The organism is Bradyrhizobium vignae (genome assembly GCF_900324035.1).
Taxonomy (GTDB): Bacteria; Pseudomonadota; Alphaproteobacteria; order Rhizobiales; family Xanthobacteraceae; genus Bradyrhizobium; species Bradyrhizobium vignae.
In genome coordinates, this window is sequence record NZ_LS398110.1 from 7,420,797 (window position 1) to 7,437,668 (window position 16,872).

Below are 16,872 nucleotides of genomic sequence, written 5' to 3' on the forward strand. Positions count from 1 at the left end.
TTTTCTTGTTCGCAGCGTGGCAGCGTGACTGTGCTATCAAACCTTCATCGTGTGGATGCCGCATTCCGTCTTGGCGCGGCCGCGCCAGCGACCGGCGCGTGCATCCTCGCCTTCAGCCGTTCTACTGGTGCAAGGCATACACCCAACCGACAGGAATCCGGAGGCGGCCAACGGATGACGCGGCAATTTGGCGCGGGTGAAGATCGCCTCGATCTCCTCGCGCGAGACATTGGCGAAGGGATTGAACTTCAACCGCGCGCGATCGTCCTCGACGACCGGAATGTCGGCGCGCGCATTGCCCTGGAACCGCTTGCGGCCGTTGAGCCAGGCATCGAACGGTTTCAGCGCGCGCGCCAGCGGCTCAACCTTGCGAATGCGGCAGCAGGCGTCGGGATCGGAGAACCAGAGGTCGCGGTCGGGATCTTCGCGCGACAGCGTCTCCTCGGCGGGCTTGATCGAGCGGACGTCCTTCAGGCCCAGCGTCGCAATCAGCGTATCGCGATAGGCCAGCGTCTCCTCGAACAACCAGCCGGTGTCGAGAAAGATCACGGGGATCGCAGGATCGACATCCGCCATCACCTTCAAGAGCGTCGCCGATTCCGTGCCGAAGGACGACACGAGCGCGAGCTTCTCGCGCCCGACCGTCTTCAGTGCCGAGGCGATGATCTCCGCGGGCAAAGCATCGCGCAAGGCACGATCGAGCTCTTCCGCCGAAGGCAACGCGGACACGGACGAGAGCTGGGGTGCGATCACGTTCACGTGCCGACACCTTCGGAGTGACGCAGCTGCATGCGCCGGTGCAGCGCCGTGATGCGGCCGTCGCCGGTCGGCTGGTAGAACACCGAATAGCGCTTCGCGGTCTGCATGAACGCTTCCGCGTCGGCCTGCTTCTTGACCTCGAAGGCATCGAAGCCGGCACGCAGCATGAACACGAACTGGTCGCGCAGCACTTGGCCGGTCGCACGCAACTCGCCGCGATAGTTATAGCGTTCGCGCAGCAGCCGCGCCTGGCTGTAGGCGCGTCCGTCGCGGAAGGTCGGGAACACCAGCGCAACGGCCGCGACCTTGCCGAGATAGGGCACGAGCTCGGCGATGTCGCGATTGTTGGGCCAGATCACACCGACCTTGCCGGCACGCTCGAGCAAGCCCTCGGCCTCGCCCAGGAAGCGCTCGGCCGGCACCAGGATGTCACCGCCCTCGGGCAGCGGCGTGTCGACGGCGAGCTTGACGAAGCCGTCGTCGACGATCTTTCCGCCATTAACGAGTGGCATACACGCGCTCCTTGAAGGGTTCGACGCCGAGGCGCTTCACCGTATCCATGAACAATTCTTCGGGCCGCTCGCGCAGCGCCAGATAGGCTTCCACGATGTCCTCGACGACATCGGCGACCTCGTCGAACTTGACGCCGGGACCGATCAGGGTGCCGAGCGCGGCGTTCTCGTCGGCACGGCCACCGATGGTGATCTGGTAGACCTCCTCGCCGTTCTTCTCCACGCCGAGAATGCCGATATGGCCGACATGGTGATGGCCGCAGGCATTGATGCAGCCGGAGATGTTGATGTGGAGACGGCCGATCAGGTTGGCCAGCTCGTGATTGGCGAAGCGCCGCGTCAGTTCCTGCGCGATCGGGATCGAGCGCGCGTTCGCCAGCGAGCAATAGTCGAGTCCTGGGCAGGCGATGATGTCGGTGATCAGGTTGACATTGGGCGTCGCGAGGCCAAGCTTGTCGAGCGCCTTCCACAGCGCCGGCAGATCGCGCTTGGCGACATGCGGCAGCGCCAGGTTCTGCTCGTGGCCGACACGAATCTCCCCAAAGGAGTATTTATCGGCGAGATCGGCCAGCGCATCCATCTGCTCGGCCGTGGCATCGCCGGGCGGCCCGCCGGTCGGCTTCAGCGAGATCGTGACGATCGAGTAGCCCTGCACCTTGTGCGGGGCGACCGAGTTCTTGCGCCACGCCTCGAACTCGGGATCGGCCGCGGCCTGGCGCAGCTCGTCCGGCATGTGCGGCAGCTTCTCGTAAGGAGGATAGGTGAAGCGCGAGCGGATGTCCTCGATCACCTCGTCGTCGATCTGGAGCGAGGAGTTGCGGATCTGCTGCCACTCGTCCTCGACCTCGCGCGAGAATTTTTCGATGCCGAGCTCGTGCACCAGGATCTTGATGCGCGCCTTGTAGATGTTGTCGCGGCGGCCGTATTGGTTGTAGACGCGTAAAATAGCCTCGATATAGCTGAGGATGTCGCGGCCATGCACGAAGTGCTTGATGGTCTTGGCGATGAACGGCGTGCGGCCGAGACCGCCGCCGACCAGCACCTCGAAGCCGGTCTCGCCCTTCTCGTTCTTGATCAAGCGGAGGCCGATGTCGTGGATCTTGATCGCGGCGCGGTCATGGTCCGACGCGGTGATCGCGATCTTGAACTTGCGGGGCAGGAACGAGAATTCCGGATGCAGCGTGGTGTGCTGGCGAATCAGCTCCGACCAGATGCGGGGATCCTCGATCTCGCCCGGCGCGACGCCGGCCCACTGGTCCGAGGTGACGTTGCGCATGTTGTTGCCGGAAGTCTGCATCGCATGGATGCCGACCTTGGCAAGATCAGCCAGCGCGTCCGGCAGCTCGGCGAGCTTGATCCAGTTGAACTGGATGTTCTGCCGCGTGGTGAAATGGCCGTAGCCGCGATCATATTTGCGCGCGACGTGCGCGAGCGCCCGCAGCTGGTTCGTGGCCAGCGTGCCGTAGGGGATCGCGACGCGGAACATGTAGGCGTGGAGTTGCAGATAGACGCCGTTCTGCAATCGCAGGATCTTGAACTCGTCCTCGGTGAGCTCGCCGGAGAGGCGGCGCTTCACCTGGTCGCGGAACTCCGAGACGCGCTCGTTGACGAGCGTGCGGTCGATTTCGTCGTAAGCGTACATAGAGAATGCCTTAAACCTGGGCCGGCTGCCCGATCGTGACGCCGGTGCGGCGGATCTGTTCGCGCAGATTGCCCGGCAGGATCTTGCCGTCGTCGCCGACCTGCACGGGCGCGATATAGGGACCGATAGCACCGACGTCATCGGCCACGGCTTCCGCAAGCAACGCCTTGGCCTCGTCGGAGTTGCGCACGATCGCGGCTTCCGAAAGGTCCGCGGACCAGCCCTTGGCAGCGGTGCGATAGACCACGATGCCGTCCCAGGTGCGGTTGGCGGTCACGATCGAGGGGCCGGCGATCTTGATCTTCTTCTGTTCAAGCGGAGAGGTCATTCGGCTGCATCCAAGAGGTCAGAGATGATTTGCTTTGGGGTTTGGCGGCGAAGCGAGCCGGCATGCCGGACCACGTCGCCGATGATGAGGATGGCGGGACCGCCATGAATCCGCCGCACGAGCTCGGGCAGGTCGCGCAGCGTACCGATCGCGCTTTGCGCATCCGGCCGCGTGACACGGGCGAACACGCCGACCGGCATCTCCGGTGAGCGGCCCGACGCGAACAGGCCCGCGCGCACGGCCGGCGCTGCGGTCATGCCCATGTAGACGACGACGGTCATCTTGGTGTCGGTCAGCGTCGACCAGTCCACAGCTTCGGCATCGCGCGCCTTGTGCGCGGCGAGGAAGGTGATGCGGTTCGCTTCGTGACGATAGGTCAGCGGCACCTCGAAATCGGCGGCAGCACCGATCCCTGCGGTGATACCAGGAATGATCGAATAGGCGACGCCGGCGGCGCGCAGCGCTTCGACCTCTTCGCCGCCGCGGCCGAACACGAAGGGATCGCCGCCCTTCAGCCGCACCACACGCTGGCCGGCTTGCGCGGCTTCGATCATGCGCTTGTTGATGGCGTCCTGACCGATGCCGGGCTTGCCGACACGGCGGCCGACCGCAACGCGCGTGGTGTCGCGACGGATGCGGTCGAGGATCTCGGGCGAGACCAGCTCGTCGTGGAAGACGATGTCCGCGTCCTGAAGTGCGCGCAGTGCCTTGATGGTGAGAAGGTCAGGGTCGCCGGGACCGGCGCCGACAAGCGCCACCGAGCCCTCCGGCTTGTCGGCGCGCGCGAATGCGGAGGGATCAGAAATAGCACCGAGTGCCGCGTCCGCCTCGCCGTTGCGGCCGGCGAGCACGGCAGCGCCGATCGGGCCGTCGATCACGCGCTCCCAAAAGCGGCGGCGCAACGGAAACTCGGCAATGCGTTCGTTGATGGACTTGCGGAAGGTGCCGATGAACTCGGCGAGCTCGCCGATGCGCGCCGGCAGGAGCGCCTCGATCTTCTCGCGCACGCGCCGCGCCACCACGGGCGAGGTGCCGCCGGTGCCGACCGCGACCACGACGTCGCCGCGGTCGACGATGGCCGGGAAGATGAAACTGGAGTGCTCGAGATCGTCCATGACGTTGACGGGCAGACCAAGCGCCTTGGCACGGACCGACATGGCGACGCCGACGTCGCCCGCACCCGCGCACACGATGGCGATGACGCCGGAGAGATCAGCAGTCAGCGGATCGCCGGCTGCGATTTCGACGCGCGTCGCGTCCTCGGAGCCGAGGCCAAAATCCTGATTGCCGTCGATCGCATGCACGCGGATGCGCGCACCGGCAGCGGCGAGCACGCGCAGCTTGGCGCGCAAAAGCTCACCCGCGCCGATGAGGACCACCGGACCGGCCTTCAGATCGAGAAACACCGGCAAGAACCGCATGCGATACTCGCTTCCCCACAAACGGGGTTGACTGGAATTATTTTCTATATATGTCTCGCTACGAGCGCGCAAAGAGAAAATTTTTTCTTCTCTTCGGCGCTGCAACTATAGAATTTTCGCCTCCAAACGCAAAGTGGCAGAGATGCATCTTCTCAAGGACGATTCCGCTGCTGATCGACTGAGCAATCCGGCGCTCGCCGAGCGCGTGCGCACGCAAAAATTTTCTGCCGAGCTTGCTCCAAGCATGGACCATCTCGATCAGCTCGAAGCGCAGAGCATCTACATCTTGCGCGAGGCGTTTGCCCGGCTGAAGAAGATTGCGCTCTTGTGGTCGCTCGGCAAGGACTCAAACGTCATGATCTGGCTGGCACGCAAGGCGTTCTTCGGCCGCATGCCGTTTCCGGCACTCCATGTCGACACTGGCAAGAAATTTCCGGAGATGTATCGCTTCCGCGATCATTACGGTAAAGAGTGGGATCTCGACCTGCGTGTCGAGCCCTGCCCCCCGATCGATGCCGTCGACCCGACACTGCCGCCAGCCGCCCGTTCCGCCGCGCGCAAGACCGAGGGCCTCAAGATGGCGCTCGCCAAATATGGCTTCGACGGCCTGATCGCCGGCATCCGCCGCGACGAGGAGGCGACGCGCGCCAAGGAGCGCGTGTTCTCGCCGCGCGGGCTCGAGGGTAACTGGGACGTGCGCGATCAACCGCCGGAGTTCTGGGATCACTTCAACGCCTCGCCGCCGCAAGGAGCGCACTTACGCATCCATCCGATCCTGCATTGGACCGAGGCCGACATCTGGGCCTACACCAAGCGCGAGAACATCCCGATCATCCCGCTGTATCTCGCCAAGGACGGCAAGCGCTATCGCTCGCTCGGCGATCAGGACATCACCAATCCGGTCGCTTCGACCGCATCGAGCATCGACGAGATCCTGATCGAGCTCGAACAGACCAAGGTGCCGGAGCGCTCGGGGCGCGCGCTCGACCACGAGACCGAGGACGCTTTCGAGCGCCTTCGCGTCGCCGGCTATCTCTGATTCCCAAGGACGCGAGCGTCGCATGAACATGATCGTCACCACGGCTTCGCCGGCCACTCCGAACGGCACCACGCGTCCGCAAGTGCGCATCGTTATCGTCGGCCATGTCGATCACGGCAAGTCGACGCTGGTCGGCCGCCTCCTGCACGAGACCGGCAGCCTGCCCGAGGGCAAGCTCGAGATGCTCAAAGCCGTCAGCGCGCGGCGCGGCATGCCGTTCGAATGGTCGTTCCTGCTCGACGCGCTGCAGACCGAGCGTGACCAGGGCATCACCATCGACACCACGCAGATCCGCTTCCGCACCAATTCGCGCGACATCGTGCTGATCGATGCACCCGGCCACGCCGAATTCCTGCGCAACATGATCACCGGGGCGTCGCAGGCCGACGGCGCCGTGCTGATCATCGATGCGCTCGAAGGCGTGCGCGACCAGACCAGGCGGCACGGCTATCTGCTGCATCTGCTTGGCGTGAAGCAGGTCGCGGTCGTCGTCAACAAGATGGACCGGGTCGATTTCTCGGCCGATCGCTTCAAGGAGATCAGCGACGAGATCTCCGCGCATCTCAGCGGCCTCGGCGTGACGCCGACCGCCGTGATCCCGATTTCCGCACGCGACGGCGATGGCGTCGCCGAGCGCACCGACCGCATCGACTGGTACAAGGGTCCGACGGTGGTCGAGGCGCTTGATCGGCTCGAACCGGCACGGGCGCTGGAAGCGTTGGCGCTGCGCCTGCCTGTGCAGGCGATCTACAAGTTCGACGACCGCCGTATCGTGGCGGGCCGCATCGAGTCCGGCAGCCTGATTGCCGGCGACGAGATCGTGATCATGCCGGCGGGCAAGATCGCGAAAATCAAGACGGTCGAGAGCTGGCCGGTGACACCACTCGCAGGACGGCAAGGCGCCGGCCGCTCGGTCGGCATCACCCTCGACCGCGAATTGTTCATCGAGCGTGGCGACATCATCGCGCATGCGGGCAGTGCTCCGCGCGAGACGCGCCGCCTGCGCGCGCGGATCTTCTGGCTGCACGACAAGCCGCTCGCCAAGGGCGACCAGCTGCTGGTGCGCTGCGGGCCGAAGGAAAGCCGCGCCACCGTCGTCGCGATCGAGAAGGCCGTCGATCCCGGCGAGTTGTCGAGCACCGAGAACAAGGCGATCGGCCGTAACCATGTCGGCGAGATCGACATTTCTCTGTCGAACCCGATTGCCACAGATCCCTATACGGAGAATCCACGCACCGGCCGTCTCGTGATCGAGGTGTCCGGGCGCATCGCCGGCGGCGGCCTCGTGCTGTCGGTCGATGCCGGCCAACGCGCCATGCCTGTCGACATCGTGCCGGTGGAATCGGCGCTGCGGCCCGACGAGCGCTCCGCGCGCTATCGCCACAACGGTGCCGTGGTCTGGCTCACCGGCCTGCCGGCCTCCGGCAAGTCGACGCTGGCGCGGGCGCTGGAGCGGCGTCTGTTCACCAATGGCGGCTCGCCGATCCTGCTCGACGGCGACACGCTGCGCGCCGGGCTCAACAGCGATCTCGGCTTCTCCGCCGCCGATCGCAGCGAGAATATCCGCCGCCTCGCCGAGGTCGCGACGCATCTCGCCCGCAACGGCCACATCGCGATCGTCGCGGCGGTCTCGCCCGCGCGCGAGGACCGCGCCGCCGCGCGCCGCATCGCCGACACCGCGTTCCGCGAGATCCATGTCGCGACGCCGGCCGAAGTTTGCGAGGAGCGCGATCCCAAGGGCCACTACAAGAAGGCACGCGCCGGCGCGCTGGCATCGTTCACCGGCATCGGCAACGACTATGAGGCACCCCAGGCCGCCGAGCTCGTGATCGACACGTCGAAGCGGACGGTGACCGAGGCGGCGGACGAGATCGAGCACATGCTGAAGACGACCGGCGTCCTGTTCGACGAAGTCGTGGACCTCGCTGCGAATATTTGAGTCCGCCCTAAAGCGCGATGGGATCAGGATGAATCACCATCGCGCTTCAGGTTATGTTTGAGCATGATCTTTTCGGAAAACCGCTGCACACTTTTCCGGATCATGCTTTAGTCCCCGCTGTCGTCGCCCGGCTTGCCCGGGCGACCCAATATTGAAGAGACAGCGTTGGGATACGGAGAAGCTGCGGCGTACTGGATTCCCCGCTTTCGCGGGGAATGACACCGGTGCGTGGGGCCTTCTCCCCCTCTTCTTGACATTTTGACAAGCCCCTGGGGGTCTTCTCACCGCCCCGATTTTGGGGCTAATAGGTCCCGAAAGCTGCCCTGCGTGGGCGCATTTTGCTGCTGTCGGGTCAAAAGCAGCCAAAAACAGCCATTTCCAACAAGAAAGCCCATCATGAAACGCGTCGACGTCCACGGATTGAAGATCGCTCCCGTCCTGTTTGACTTCATCGCCAAGGAAGCGGCCCCGAAAACGGGGATCGCGCCGGATGCGTTCTGGGCCGGGGTGGCCGCCATCATCAAGGAGCTGGGCCCCAAGAACCGCGAACTGCTTGCTTTCCGCGACACGCTGCAGGCCAAGATCGACGACTGGCACCGCGCCAACAAGGGCAAGGCGTTCGACCTCGACGCCTACACCGCCTTCCTGAAGGAGATCGGCTATCTCGTCCCGGAGCCGCCGACTCAGAAGGTCGAGACCGCCAATGTCGACGAGGAGATCGGCAAGATCTGCGGCCCGCAGCTCGTCGTTCCCCTCACCAATGCGCGCTATGCGCTGAATGCGGCGAATGCACGCTGGGGCTCGCTCTACGACGCCTTCTACGGCACCGATGCGATCCCTCACGACCCCTCTGAAAGCGGCAAGGGTTACAACAAGGCGCGCGGCGACAAGGTGATCGCCAAGGCCAAGGCGTTCCTCGATACCGCCGTGCCGCTCGCGACCGGTAGCCACACCGACGTCAGCGCCTATAGCGTGGTCGCGGGCCAGCTTGCGGTGAAGCTCAAGAGCGGCAACGCCACCGCGCTGAAGAACGCCGCGCAGTTCGCGGGCTTCCAGGGCGATGCCGCCGCGCCGTCCGCTGTGCTGCTGGTCAACAACGGCCTGCATGTCGAGGTGAAGATCGATCGCAGCAGCGCGATCGGCAAGGACGATCCGGCCGGCGTCGCCGACATGATCTTGGAGGCCGCCGTCTCGACCATCCTCGACATGGAGGACTCGGTCGCCGCGGTCGACGCCGAGGACAAGGTGCTGGTCTACCGCAACACGCTCGGCCTGATGAACGGCACGCTGTCGGCCGATTTCGAGAAGGGCGGCAAGACGCTGACGCGTTCGCTCAATGCCGACCGCGTCTACAAGACGCCTGACGGCAAGGGCGAGCTCAAGCTGCACGGCCGCAGCCTGCTGCTGATGCGCAATTGCGGTCACCACATGTTCACCGATGCGGTGCTGGACGAGAAGGGCGAGGAGGTCCCCGAAGGCCTGCTCGATGCCGCAGTGTCGGGCCTGCTCGCCATTCACGACCTCAAGGGCAACTCCAAGGTGAGGAACAGCCGCACGGGATCCGCCTATATCGTCAAGCCGAAGATGCATGGCCCCGACGAGGTGTCGCTCACCTGCGAGATCTTCGACCGCGTCGAGAAGATGCTCGGCCTGCCCGAGAACACGCTCAAGGTCGGCATCATGGACGAGGAGCGGCGCACCACCGTCAACCTCAAGGCCTGCATCCAGCGTGCCTCCAAGCGCATCATGTTCATCAACACCGGCTTCCTCGACCGCACCGGCGACGAGATCCACACCTCGATGGAAGCGGGCCCGATGATCCGCAAGAACGAGATGAAGGCGCAGGCCTGGATCAAGGCGTACGAGGACTGGAATGTCGACATGGGTCTGATCGACGGTCTGCCCGGCCACGCCCAGATCGGCAAGGGCATGTGGGCCGCGCCCGACAAGATGGCGGACATGCTGGCGCAGAAACTCGCTCACCCGCAGGCCGGCGCCACCACCGCCTGGGTACCCTCGCCGACCGCGGCGACGCTGCACGCGCTGCACTACCACCAGGTCAACGTCATCGCGCGCCAGGAGGAGCTGACCAAGGGCGGTCCGCGCGCAAAACTCTCCGACATCCTCACCATTCCGGTGTCGAAGTCGAACTGGGCGCCGGACGACGTCAGGCAGGAGATTGACAACAACTGCCAAGGCATTCTCGGCTATGTCGTGCGCTGGATCGACCAAGGCGTCGGCTGCTCCAAGGTGCCCGACATCCACGATGTCGGCCTGATGGAAGACCGCGCCACCTTGCGCATCTCCAGCCAGCATCTCGCCAACTGGCTGCACCAGGGCGTGATCACCGAGGCCCAGGTGATGGAATCGCTCAAGCGCATGGCCGTCGTGGTCGACAAGCAGAATTCGGGCGATCCGATCTACAAGCCGATGGCGCCCGCCTTCGACGGCGTCGCCTTCAAGGCGGCCTGCGACCTCATTTTCAAGGGCCGCGAGCAGCCGAATGGCTACACCGAATACATCCTCACCGCGCGCCGCCGGGAGGCGAAAGCGCTCGGCTGAGCCATCTCACTGAATGACAAAAGCCCCGGCGCGAGCCGGGGTTTTTTGTCGCGTGAAACGTCGTGGCGGGCCCGGAACGCCTGCGCACGCCTAGCGTTGTCGGGCCATCAACCACGGGAGATGGTCATGGACTGGAATCGCATCGAAGGAAACTGGAAGCAGTTCAAGGGATCGGCCAAGGAGAAATGGGGCAAGCTCACTGACGACGATCTCCGATTGATCGAGGGCCGCCGCGAGCAGCTCGAGGGCCGGCTCCAGGAACGCTACGGCAAGGCCAAGGACCAGGTTCGCAAAGACGTCGACGACTGGCTGAAGTCGCTACACTGACACAGCATGACGAAGCCCCGGCTCACACCGGGGCTTATCGTTCGAGGAAGCGCAGCCCGGACGGAGCAGAAGCGTAATCCGGGACCCTCGCAGCATGAGGCATGACCCGGATTTCGCTTTAAGCTCCATTCGGGCTCCGCGTCTCGTTAGAACACCGCGAGATATTTCAGCAGCGACACGATACCGATGATGATGACGATCACGCGCGCGATCTGTTTGGCGCGACCATCCATCGGCAGCATGTTGATGAGATAAAGCACCAGAATGACGACGAGAAAGGTGACGAGTACACCGACCAGCATCGCTGGCTCCCCCTTCAGGCAAGTTGCTGACGTTGTCCTAACGCTCGCAGAGCGCGCCGGTTCCATCCTGGCAACCTATTGAAATCTTTTGTATTTCTGTCGGCGGCGCGATTCCGCTTGTAATTGTACGGCACTATTACTGTCTAAGTTTCTAGCCTTTTGGGGCCAAATGCGATTCGAGCGCCTGCCGCTGGCCGACGCCTTTGCTGCATACATCCCTTTGGTCGCTCGAAGTTCGAACGTCTCCACGCTGCTGAAAGCGGTGATCCTGTCCACCGCACTCGTCGTCGTGATCGGCTTCTCGATCAGTGCATGGAATTCATGGTGCCGGCTTCAGCAGGCGAACCGGATCGTCGCGGTAGCAGCGATCTCCGCCGATGTGTTCAAGGCGATGGCGAACATCCGCTCCGACCGCTCGACCAGCAGCCGTCAGGTGACCTCCGACATCCAGATGGACAAGGACGTCGAGACATACATCCGCGGCATCCGCGACGAGCTGATGCCCGCCCTGGCACGTGCGAAGGGTACGCCGGCGCAACACGATCGGTGTCCTCCCGGACAAGCGCAGCTTCCGGCGACGCGTAGCGTTGTCTCGAGCGGAGCGCCGATCTGGGAGCCATAGCGGACAATTGGCGCGCGAGCTGGCAACTCCGAGGCTTTGCCGAACACGCCCTGTGGCTATGATTCCCGGATCTGGCGCGCTTGTCCGGGACGACAAGCCTTGCAAGGCTGCTAGCGCGGCAACTTAGCCAACGCCCGCGTCCCTACTCCTTCGCCACCACCGGGACCTGGCGGAACTTGGCGCGCACCGACGCCGGCAACGGCGAAAAATTCATCGCGACGCCGCGGCCGTCGTTGGCATTGCGGCTGGCGACCACGAGGCCGCCGGCACCCGCGACGATGTCACCCTTGCGCAGGGTGGGGTCGTCTTCGACCTTGATCTGGGCGAGACCGACGGGGTCCTTGCCGTTGCAGGTGCAGCCCGCGACGATCTCGTTGCGATAGCGGAACGCGTTCGGCAGGTCGGAATAGGACTTTCCAGTCTCCGTCATGGCGTCGTCGATATTGCTGCCGTAGACCAGCGAGGTTTCCGACGCCGGGCAGAAGCTCTTGCAGGACTGCGCCTTGCTCTCGGCGTCGCTTCCCTGCGCCGGGAAATAGCGGCCGTCGCAGCCGCGCACGCAATAGGCCGTGCCGCCGCCATAGGAGGCCCGTTGGCGCGGCGCGTCATAGCGCGGCATGTCGTCGGTCGGGAACGGCATCCGGATCTCCGGCGGCGGCCGCATCCGGAAGCCGCCGAACAATGCCGAGAAGAAATCCTCCGCATGCGCCGACGGTGCCGACACCAGACCAGCGGAGACGGCGATCAAGATCACCGTACCGCCAACCACTTTGCCAACCAGGCGTCTGCTCATAGGACCTCGCTCATGCTTAGTTGACGGCCGATGTCGTGATGTTCAACGCCTGCCTGCCCGACGGCAACGTCGTCGCGGCCGGACGCTTGCGCACGGGGTCGACGGCCTTGTCGCCTCCCTTATCGCCTCCCTTATCGCCTCCCTTGGCCATCAAGGGAGCGTTCTTCGGCAGCACCACGACCTTGGTGCCGACATTGACGCGATTGAACAGGTCGATGACGTCCTCGTTGGTCAAGCGAATGCAGCCGGACGAAACGAACTTGCCGATGGTCGAGGGATCGTTGGTGCCGTGGATACGGTATTGGCTCGAGCCGAGATACATCGCACGCGCACCGAGCGGGTTGCCGGGGCCGCCGGCGACGAAGCGCGGCAGATAGGGCTGACGCGCGATCATTTCGGCCGGCGGATACCAGTCCGGCCACTCGGCCTTCCGGCTGACGCTCTGCACGCCGGACCAGGTAAAACCTTCGCGGCCGACGCCGACGCCGTAGCGGATCGCGCGGCCATTGCCGAGAACGTAATAGAGATAGGTATTGTTGGTATCGATGACGATGGTACCGGCCGGCTCGCTCCTATCGAAGCTGACGATCTGCTTGCGCAGCCGATCGGGCAATTGGGCGTCCTCGTCGGCGGCCTGCGGCGTCTCGTTGAAGCCGTCATGAGAGTAACCCTGGTCCTGCGGGTACGCCCACGGCTGGATTCGCGCGTAGCCGAACGTTTGCGCGCTCGCCGTCCCTAAGGGCACTGCGAGCAGAGCGGTTGCGAAAACGAATGCGGTAACAGCGCGCGGCGAGAAGCTGCGACGGACTGCAAACAACTTTTTCATGTGCTGCCCCGTTGGATATGTGCATCAGGGTGATGCGCTGCCCAACAAACTCCGCCGGCTGGATCGAAGTTCCGGCGCAGCGTGCGGCAGCGACGTCACAGTCAAGCGAGCGGCTATTCACGAAGGCGCGATGGAACCGGCACGCCGTCCACGCGTTGTGAGGTCGTCAATGGGCGCGCGGATCGCGTTTCCGTGCGGGAGAGATATTGTGCGCGTCCTTCCCAGTGAACGCCTGATTTCCGGCAACAGCGAGAGCGAACCGCTTCCCGACAGCCACGGTGAGCTGCCGCCAGTCATCCGCCGCACCGAGTTCATCGCTTTCGCACTCGCAGGCCTCCTGCTGATTGCGATCGCCACCGTGCTCTATGCCGGAAAAGCATTCTTCCTGCCCGTGGTCATGGCCTTCGTGATCGGCACCATGCTGTCCCCGGCGGCGAGCTTGCTCGAGCGATGCAAGGTGCCGCGCGCGCTCGCAGCCGTCCTGATCGTGGTCGCTGGGACTGCGGTGGTCGCGTTCGTCTTCGCGCTGATCGCCTCGCCGATTATGGAATGGAGCACGCGCCTGCCGGAGCTCGGCGCGCAACTGAGGGACAAGCTGCACGTGTTCGACCGGCCGCTGGCGCTGTGGCGCGAGCTGCAAGGCATGGTCGGCGGGTCGGAGCAATTCCCTAACTTTCAGATTCCGAAGTTCGAGTGGGTGCAACCAACGCTGGAATTCCTGTCACCGACCTTTACCGAATTTGTGCTGTTCTTCGTCACCCTCATTCTGTTCATCGCAAGCTGGCGCGACCTGCGGCGGGCCATGATCATGACCTTCAGTGACCATGACGCGCGGCTGCGCACGCTGCGGATCCTCAACGAGATCGAGGTCCATCTCGGCAACTATCTCCTGACCGTGACCGTCATCAACATCGGTGTGGGCGTTGGCACCGGCCTCATCTGCGCGCTCACCGGAATGCCCAATCCCGCCGGGCTCGGCGCGCTGGCGGCAACGCTCAATTTCATCCCGATCATCGGGCCTGTGGCGATGTTCGCGGTGCTGGTCGTCGTCGGGCTGGTCGCCTTCCCGACCATCGGCGGCGGCCTGATGGCCGCGCTCGCCTTCAGCGGCCTCACCTTCCTGGAGGGACACTTCGTCACCCCGACCATCATCGGCCGGCGGCTGGCGCTGAACGCGCTTGCGGTTCTGCTTGCGCTCGCATTCTGGACCTGGATGTGGGGCCCGATGGGCGCATTCCTGTCGTCGCCGCTCCTGATCGTTGGTCTGATCCTCAAGGAGCATCTGTTGCCGGCCGATTCGCCGCAGCTGCCGCAGGCCTGAGCGGTTTCAGCGAACGGAACTTACCCGTCGACGAAACGTTCTCCGCACATCTCAGCCGTCAACAGTTTGGAGCTCCCGATGTCCACGAGCAATGCCGAAGCCGGGATGAGAGACTGGACCGACAAAGCCACCAGAGAACGCCTCGAGAAGGATGTAGCAGCCGTGAAAAGCGATATCGCCGCCCTCACCGAGCAGATCACCGACGCACTCAATACCTTCGCCAATTCCACTAGCAGGCAGGCTCGCCGCGGCTACCGCCAGGCGCGCGAGAACATGGATTCCACGATCGACGACATGTCGGAGCGCGGCAGCGCGATGATGGAGGCAGCACAGGACGCCTATGGCTCGATCGAGGAGACGCTGGAAGAGGCGATCACACAGCGGCCGCTCGCGACCGTCGGACTCGCGCTCGGCATTGGTTTCCTGATCGGCGTCGCCTGGCGCCGGTAGGTTTGCGGAACGGAGCTCGAGATGGCGGCGCCGCCGGTGCCGGCGTGTGGCGGTTCGGCTTGTGGGGGATTTGAGGAGCAAGGCCATGTTTCAGCGCATCATCGACGGGATCAGTGCATCCACCGGCACGACTGTTCGGCTGACCTCCCTTGCCGCAGGCGCGGCCTTCGCGCTGTTGGTGACGACATGCTTCCTTTGCGCCGCCGCCTTCATCTCGGTGCTGCAGAAATATGGCCCGGTGCAGGCCTGTCTTACCGGCGCCGGCATCTTCTTCCTGCTGACCCTCGCCGCGGCAGGGTCCTATTGGGGCTACAAGCGCGAGGTGAAGAAGCGTGCCCAGATCGCGGCCGAGCGGGCCGCGAAGTCGGCGGCGCAGAGCATGCTTGCAGATCCGATGCTCCTCGCCACCGGACTTCAGATCGTTCGCGCCATCGGGATCAAGCGGCTGTTGCCGATCCTGGCGATTGGCGGTGTCGCCCTCGGTATCCTGGCGAGCCGCGCCGGTGCATCCGACGAGGTGTCGGCCGAACCTGCCGAGTAACGGTCAGAATGGGTTAGAAAATTTCGTCGCAGGTCCTGCGAGCGCATCCATCTGAAATCGACTCAGGCGACGCCGCGCAATTTTGCGCCGTCCGGCACGAATGCCTGCCGTTCACGGAAACGCTACTCGGATGGGCAGACGGTTGCCGGTAAAAGCATCACCCTGATTCCCAAAGCTATTTTACTCAATGAAACCGTCCGTCAAGGCGAACCTCGCCGCATTCCAGCACGACGCCAGGCTCTATTTGACGCTCGGCATCGCCAATTGGTCGGTGTTCGTCGACCACATTCCGCACAACGTCGTCAACCTTCTGACGCTGCGCAACTTCGGCTTCAGCGGCGCGGCCGATCTCTTCGTGTTCGTGGTGGGCTACGGCGTTGCCATCATCCATGGCAGGATGGCGCTGGAGCGCGGCTACGTGGTCGCGGCGACGCGGATCTTTCGCCGCGTCTGGCGGCTCTACGCTGCCTATGTCGTGCTGTTCGTGATCTATATCGACACCATCGCCTATGTCGCCTCGCAATCGATGGCGCCGGAGATCATCCACGAATACAACATCTCGGGGATTCTCGAGCACCCGCTGCGCATCCTGATCCGTGGTCTCGTGCTCCAGGAAGAGCCGCTGAACCTCGACCTGCTGCAGTTGATGATCCCGCTAATGACGTTCTTTCCGCTCGTGCTGTGGGGCCTGCTGCGATGGCCGAACCTGACGCTGGCGGCATCAATCGCGCTGTACGTCGCCGCTCGCTGGTTCGACTGGAACTTTCGGGTCTATCCGGACCAGGAATGGACCTTCAATCCGCTGTGCTGGCAGATGCTGATGGTGCTGGGCGGCTGGTTTGCCGTCACAGGCGCATCGGGGCGCATGCTGCGCGGCATGATCTGGCTGCGGATCCTCGCAGGCGCGTACCTCGTCCTCGCGATGGCGGTTACCCTGATGCGCCATTCGCCGGCGCTGTCAGCCTACCTGCCCGATTTGCTGCTCAACAACATCGCGCCGACCGACAAGGAAAATCTCGCACCCTATCGCGTGCTCCACTTCCTAGCCCTCGCGCTCGTCGCCACCCATCTCATTCCGGCCGATCATCCTGGCCTGCAACTGAAGCCGCTTCAGGCGGTCATCAGATGCGGTGAGGAATGGCTTGCCGTGTTCTGCGTCGGCGTGTTCCTGTCCTTCGCCGGCCATCTGATCCTGATCACCGGCCCCAACCTGATCGTGATGCAGATCGTCGTGAGCCTTGCGGGCTTCGCCGCGATGACCGCACTCGCCTATTACATCACCTGGTCGAAGCGGCAGGACCTGCCCGCGGCCCTGCGGCAACAGGCCTAAAGCATGATCCGGAAAAGTGCGAAGCGGTTTTTCGGAAAGATCATGCGTAAACAACAAGCTAAAGCGCGATGACGATTCATCCAAATCTCATCGCGCTTTAGAAGAAGAATCGTGCGATTCTGCTAGGCCGAAGGCGGCGGCTGCGCTATGCCGGAACT

The 16,872-nt window shown here is 63.9% G+C and carries 17 protein-coding genes; 9 read left to right on the top strand and 8 right to left on the bottom strand.

Annotated features, from left to right (window positions below):
• Positions 1–36: 36 nt before the first annotated feature.
• Genes BRAD3257_RS35685 through cysG form a run of 5 tightly spaced genes read right to left on the bottom strand, consistent with a single transcriptional unit; the run spans position 37 to position 4,662 of the window.
• Positions 37–759: a phosphoadenylyl-sulfate reductase gene (locus BRAD3257_RS35685; RefSeq protein WP_122405724.1), complete on the bottom strand. Its 723-nt coding sequence runs from the start codon at positions 757–759 to the stop codon at positions 37–39.
• Positions 756–1,271: a DUF934 domain-containing protein gene (locus tag BRAD3257_RS35690; protein ID WP_122405725.1), complete on the bottom strand. Its 516-nt coding sequence runs from the start codon at positions 1,269–1,271 to the stop codon at positions 756–758. Before BRAD3257_RS35690 ends, BRAD3257_RS35685 begins: the two co-directional genes overlap by 4 nt.
• Positions 1,258–2,913, bottom strand: coding sequence for a nitrite/sulfite reductase (locus BRAD3257_RS35695; protein ID WP_122405726.1), 1,656 nt, complete (start codon positions 2,911–2,913; stop codon positions 1,258–1,260). The genes BRAD3257_RS35690 and BRAD3257_RS35695 overlap by 14 nt, the downstream gene beginning before the upstream one ends.
• A gap of 10 nt (positions 2,914–2,923) precedes the next feature.
• Positions 2,924–3,241 carry a DUF2849 domain-containing protein gene (locus BRAD3257_RS35700; protein ID WP_122405727.1) on the bottom strand — a complete coding sequence of 106 codons (318 nt, stop codon included), beginning with the start codon at positions 3,239–3,241 and terminating at the stop codon, positions 2,924–2,926.
• Positions 3,238–4,662 carry a siroheme synthase CysG gene (gene cysG / locus BRAD3257_RS35705; protein WP_122405728.1) on the bottom strand — a complete coding sequence of 475 codons (1,425 nt, stop codon included), beginning with the start codon at positions 4,660–4,662 and terminating at the stop codon, positions 3,238–3,240. Before cysG ends, BRAD3257_RS35700 begins: the two co-directional genes overlap by 4 nt.
• Before the next feature lie 244 nt (positions 4,663–4,906).
• On the opposite strand from cysG, the gene cysD reads away from it, so the two are divergent.
• The 4 genes from cysD (at position 4,907) to BRAD3257_RS35725 (ending at position 10,529) form a co-directional block, all read left to right on the top strand.
• A complete protein-coding gene (cysD, locus tag BRAD3257_RS35710) occupies positions 4,907–5,701 on the top strand; it encodes a sulfate adenylyltransferase subunit CysD (protein ID WP_122406936.1) in 795 nt (264 codons plus the stop codon).
• 22 nt (positions 5,702–5,723) lie between these two features.
• Positions 5,724–7,640, top strand: a complete 1,917-nt coding sequence (gene cysC / locus BRAD3257_RS35715; protein WP_122405729.1) for an adenylyl-sulfate kinase — start codon at positions 5,724–5,726, stop codon at positions 7,638–7,640.
• Between the two features lie 396 nt (positions 7,641–8,036).
• Positions 8,037–10,202, top strand: a complete 2,166-nt coding sequence (locus tag BRAD3257_RS35720) for a malate synthase G (RefSeq protein WP_122405730.1) — start codon at positions 8,037–8,039, stop codon at positions 10,200–10,202.
• Between the two features lie 126 nt (positions 10,203–10,328).
• Positions 10,329–10,529: a CsbD family protein gene (locus BRAD3257_RS35725; protein WP_162500456.1), complete on the top strand. Its 201-nt coding sequence runs from the start codon at positions 10,329–10,331 to the stop codon at positions 10,527–10,529.
• A 146-nt stretch (positions 10,530–10,675) separates the two neighbouring features.
• On the opposite strand, the gene BRAD3257_RS40485 is transcribed toward BRAD3257_RS35725, so the two are convergent.
• A complete protein-coding gene (locus tag BRAD3257_RS40485) occupies positions 10,676–10,831 on the bottom strand; it encodes a Thivi_2564 family membrane protein (protein ID WP_008546817.1) in 156 nt (51 codons plus the stop codon).
• Between the two features lie 169 nt (positions 10,832–11,000).
• On the opposite strand from BRAD3257_RS40485, the gene BRAD3257_RS35735 reads away from it, so the two are divergent.
• Positions 11,001–11,453, top strand: a complete 453-nt coding sequence (locus BRAD3257_RS35735; protein ID WP_244607824.1) for a hypothetical protein — start codon at positions 11,001–11,003, stop codon at positions 11,451–11,453.
• 142 nt (positions 11,454–11,595) lie between these two features.
• Here the strand turns inward: BRAD3257_RS35735 and BRAD3257_RS35740 are convergent, their stop codons facing one another.
• Together BRAD3257_RS35740 and BRAD3257_RS35745 are read right to left on the bottom strand one after the other, a co-directional pair.
• A complete protein-coding gene (locus BRAD3257_RS35740; protein WP_122405732.1) occupies positions 11,596–12,246 on the bottom strand; it encodes a DUF2865 domain-containing protein in 651 nt (216 codons plus the stop codon).
• 16 nt (positions 12,247–12,262) lie between these two features.
• Positions 12,263–13,072 carry a L,D-transpeptidase gene (locus BRAD3257_RS35745; RefSeq protein WP_122405733.1) on the bottom strand — a complete coding sequence of 270 codons (810 nt, stop codon included), beginning with the start codon at positions 13,070–13,072 and terminating at the stop codon, positions 12,263–12,265.
• A gap of 208 nt (positions 13,073–13,280) precedes the next feature.
• Between BRAD3257_RS35745 and BRAD3257_RS35750 the strand changes: the two genes are divergently transcribed.
• From BRAD3257_RS35750 to BRAD3257_RS35765, 4 genes are all read left to right on the top strand, one after another.
• The gene (locus tag BRAD3257_RS35750) at positions 13,281–14,393 is read left to right on the top strand and encodes an AI-2E family transporter (protein WP_162500457.1); all 1,113 of its coding nucleotides are present in this window, start codon (positions 13,281–13,283) and stop codon (positions 14,391–14,393) included.
• A gap of 78 nt (positions 14,394–14,471) precedes the next feature.
• A complete protein-coding gene (locus BRAD3257_RS35755) occupies positions 14,472–14,843 on the top strand; it encodes an ElaB/YgaM/YqjD family protein (protein WP_122405735.1) in 372 nt (123 codons plus the stop codon).
• Between the two features lie 85 nt (positions 14,844–14,928).
• Positions 14,929–15,384, top strand: coding sequence for a hypothetical protein (locus BRAD3257_RS35760; RefSeq protein ID WP_162500458.1), 456 nt, complete (start codon positions 14,929–14,931; stop codon positions 15,382–15,384).
• 187 nt (positions 15,385–15,571) lie between these two features.
• Positions 15,572–16,714, top strand: coding sequence for an OpgC domain-containing protein (locus BRAD3257_RS35765; RefSeq protein ID WP_122405736.1), 1,143 nt, complete (start codon positions 15,572–15,574; stop codon positions 16,712–16,714).
• Positions 16,715–16,872 lie beyond the last annotated feature (158 nt).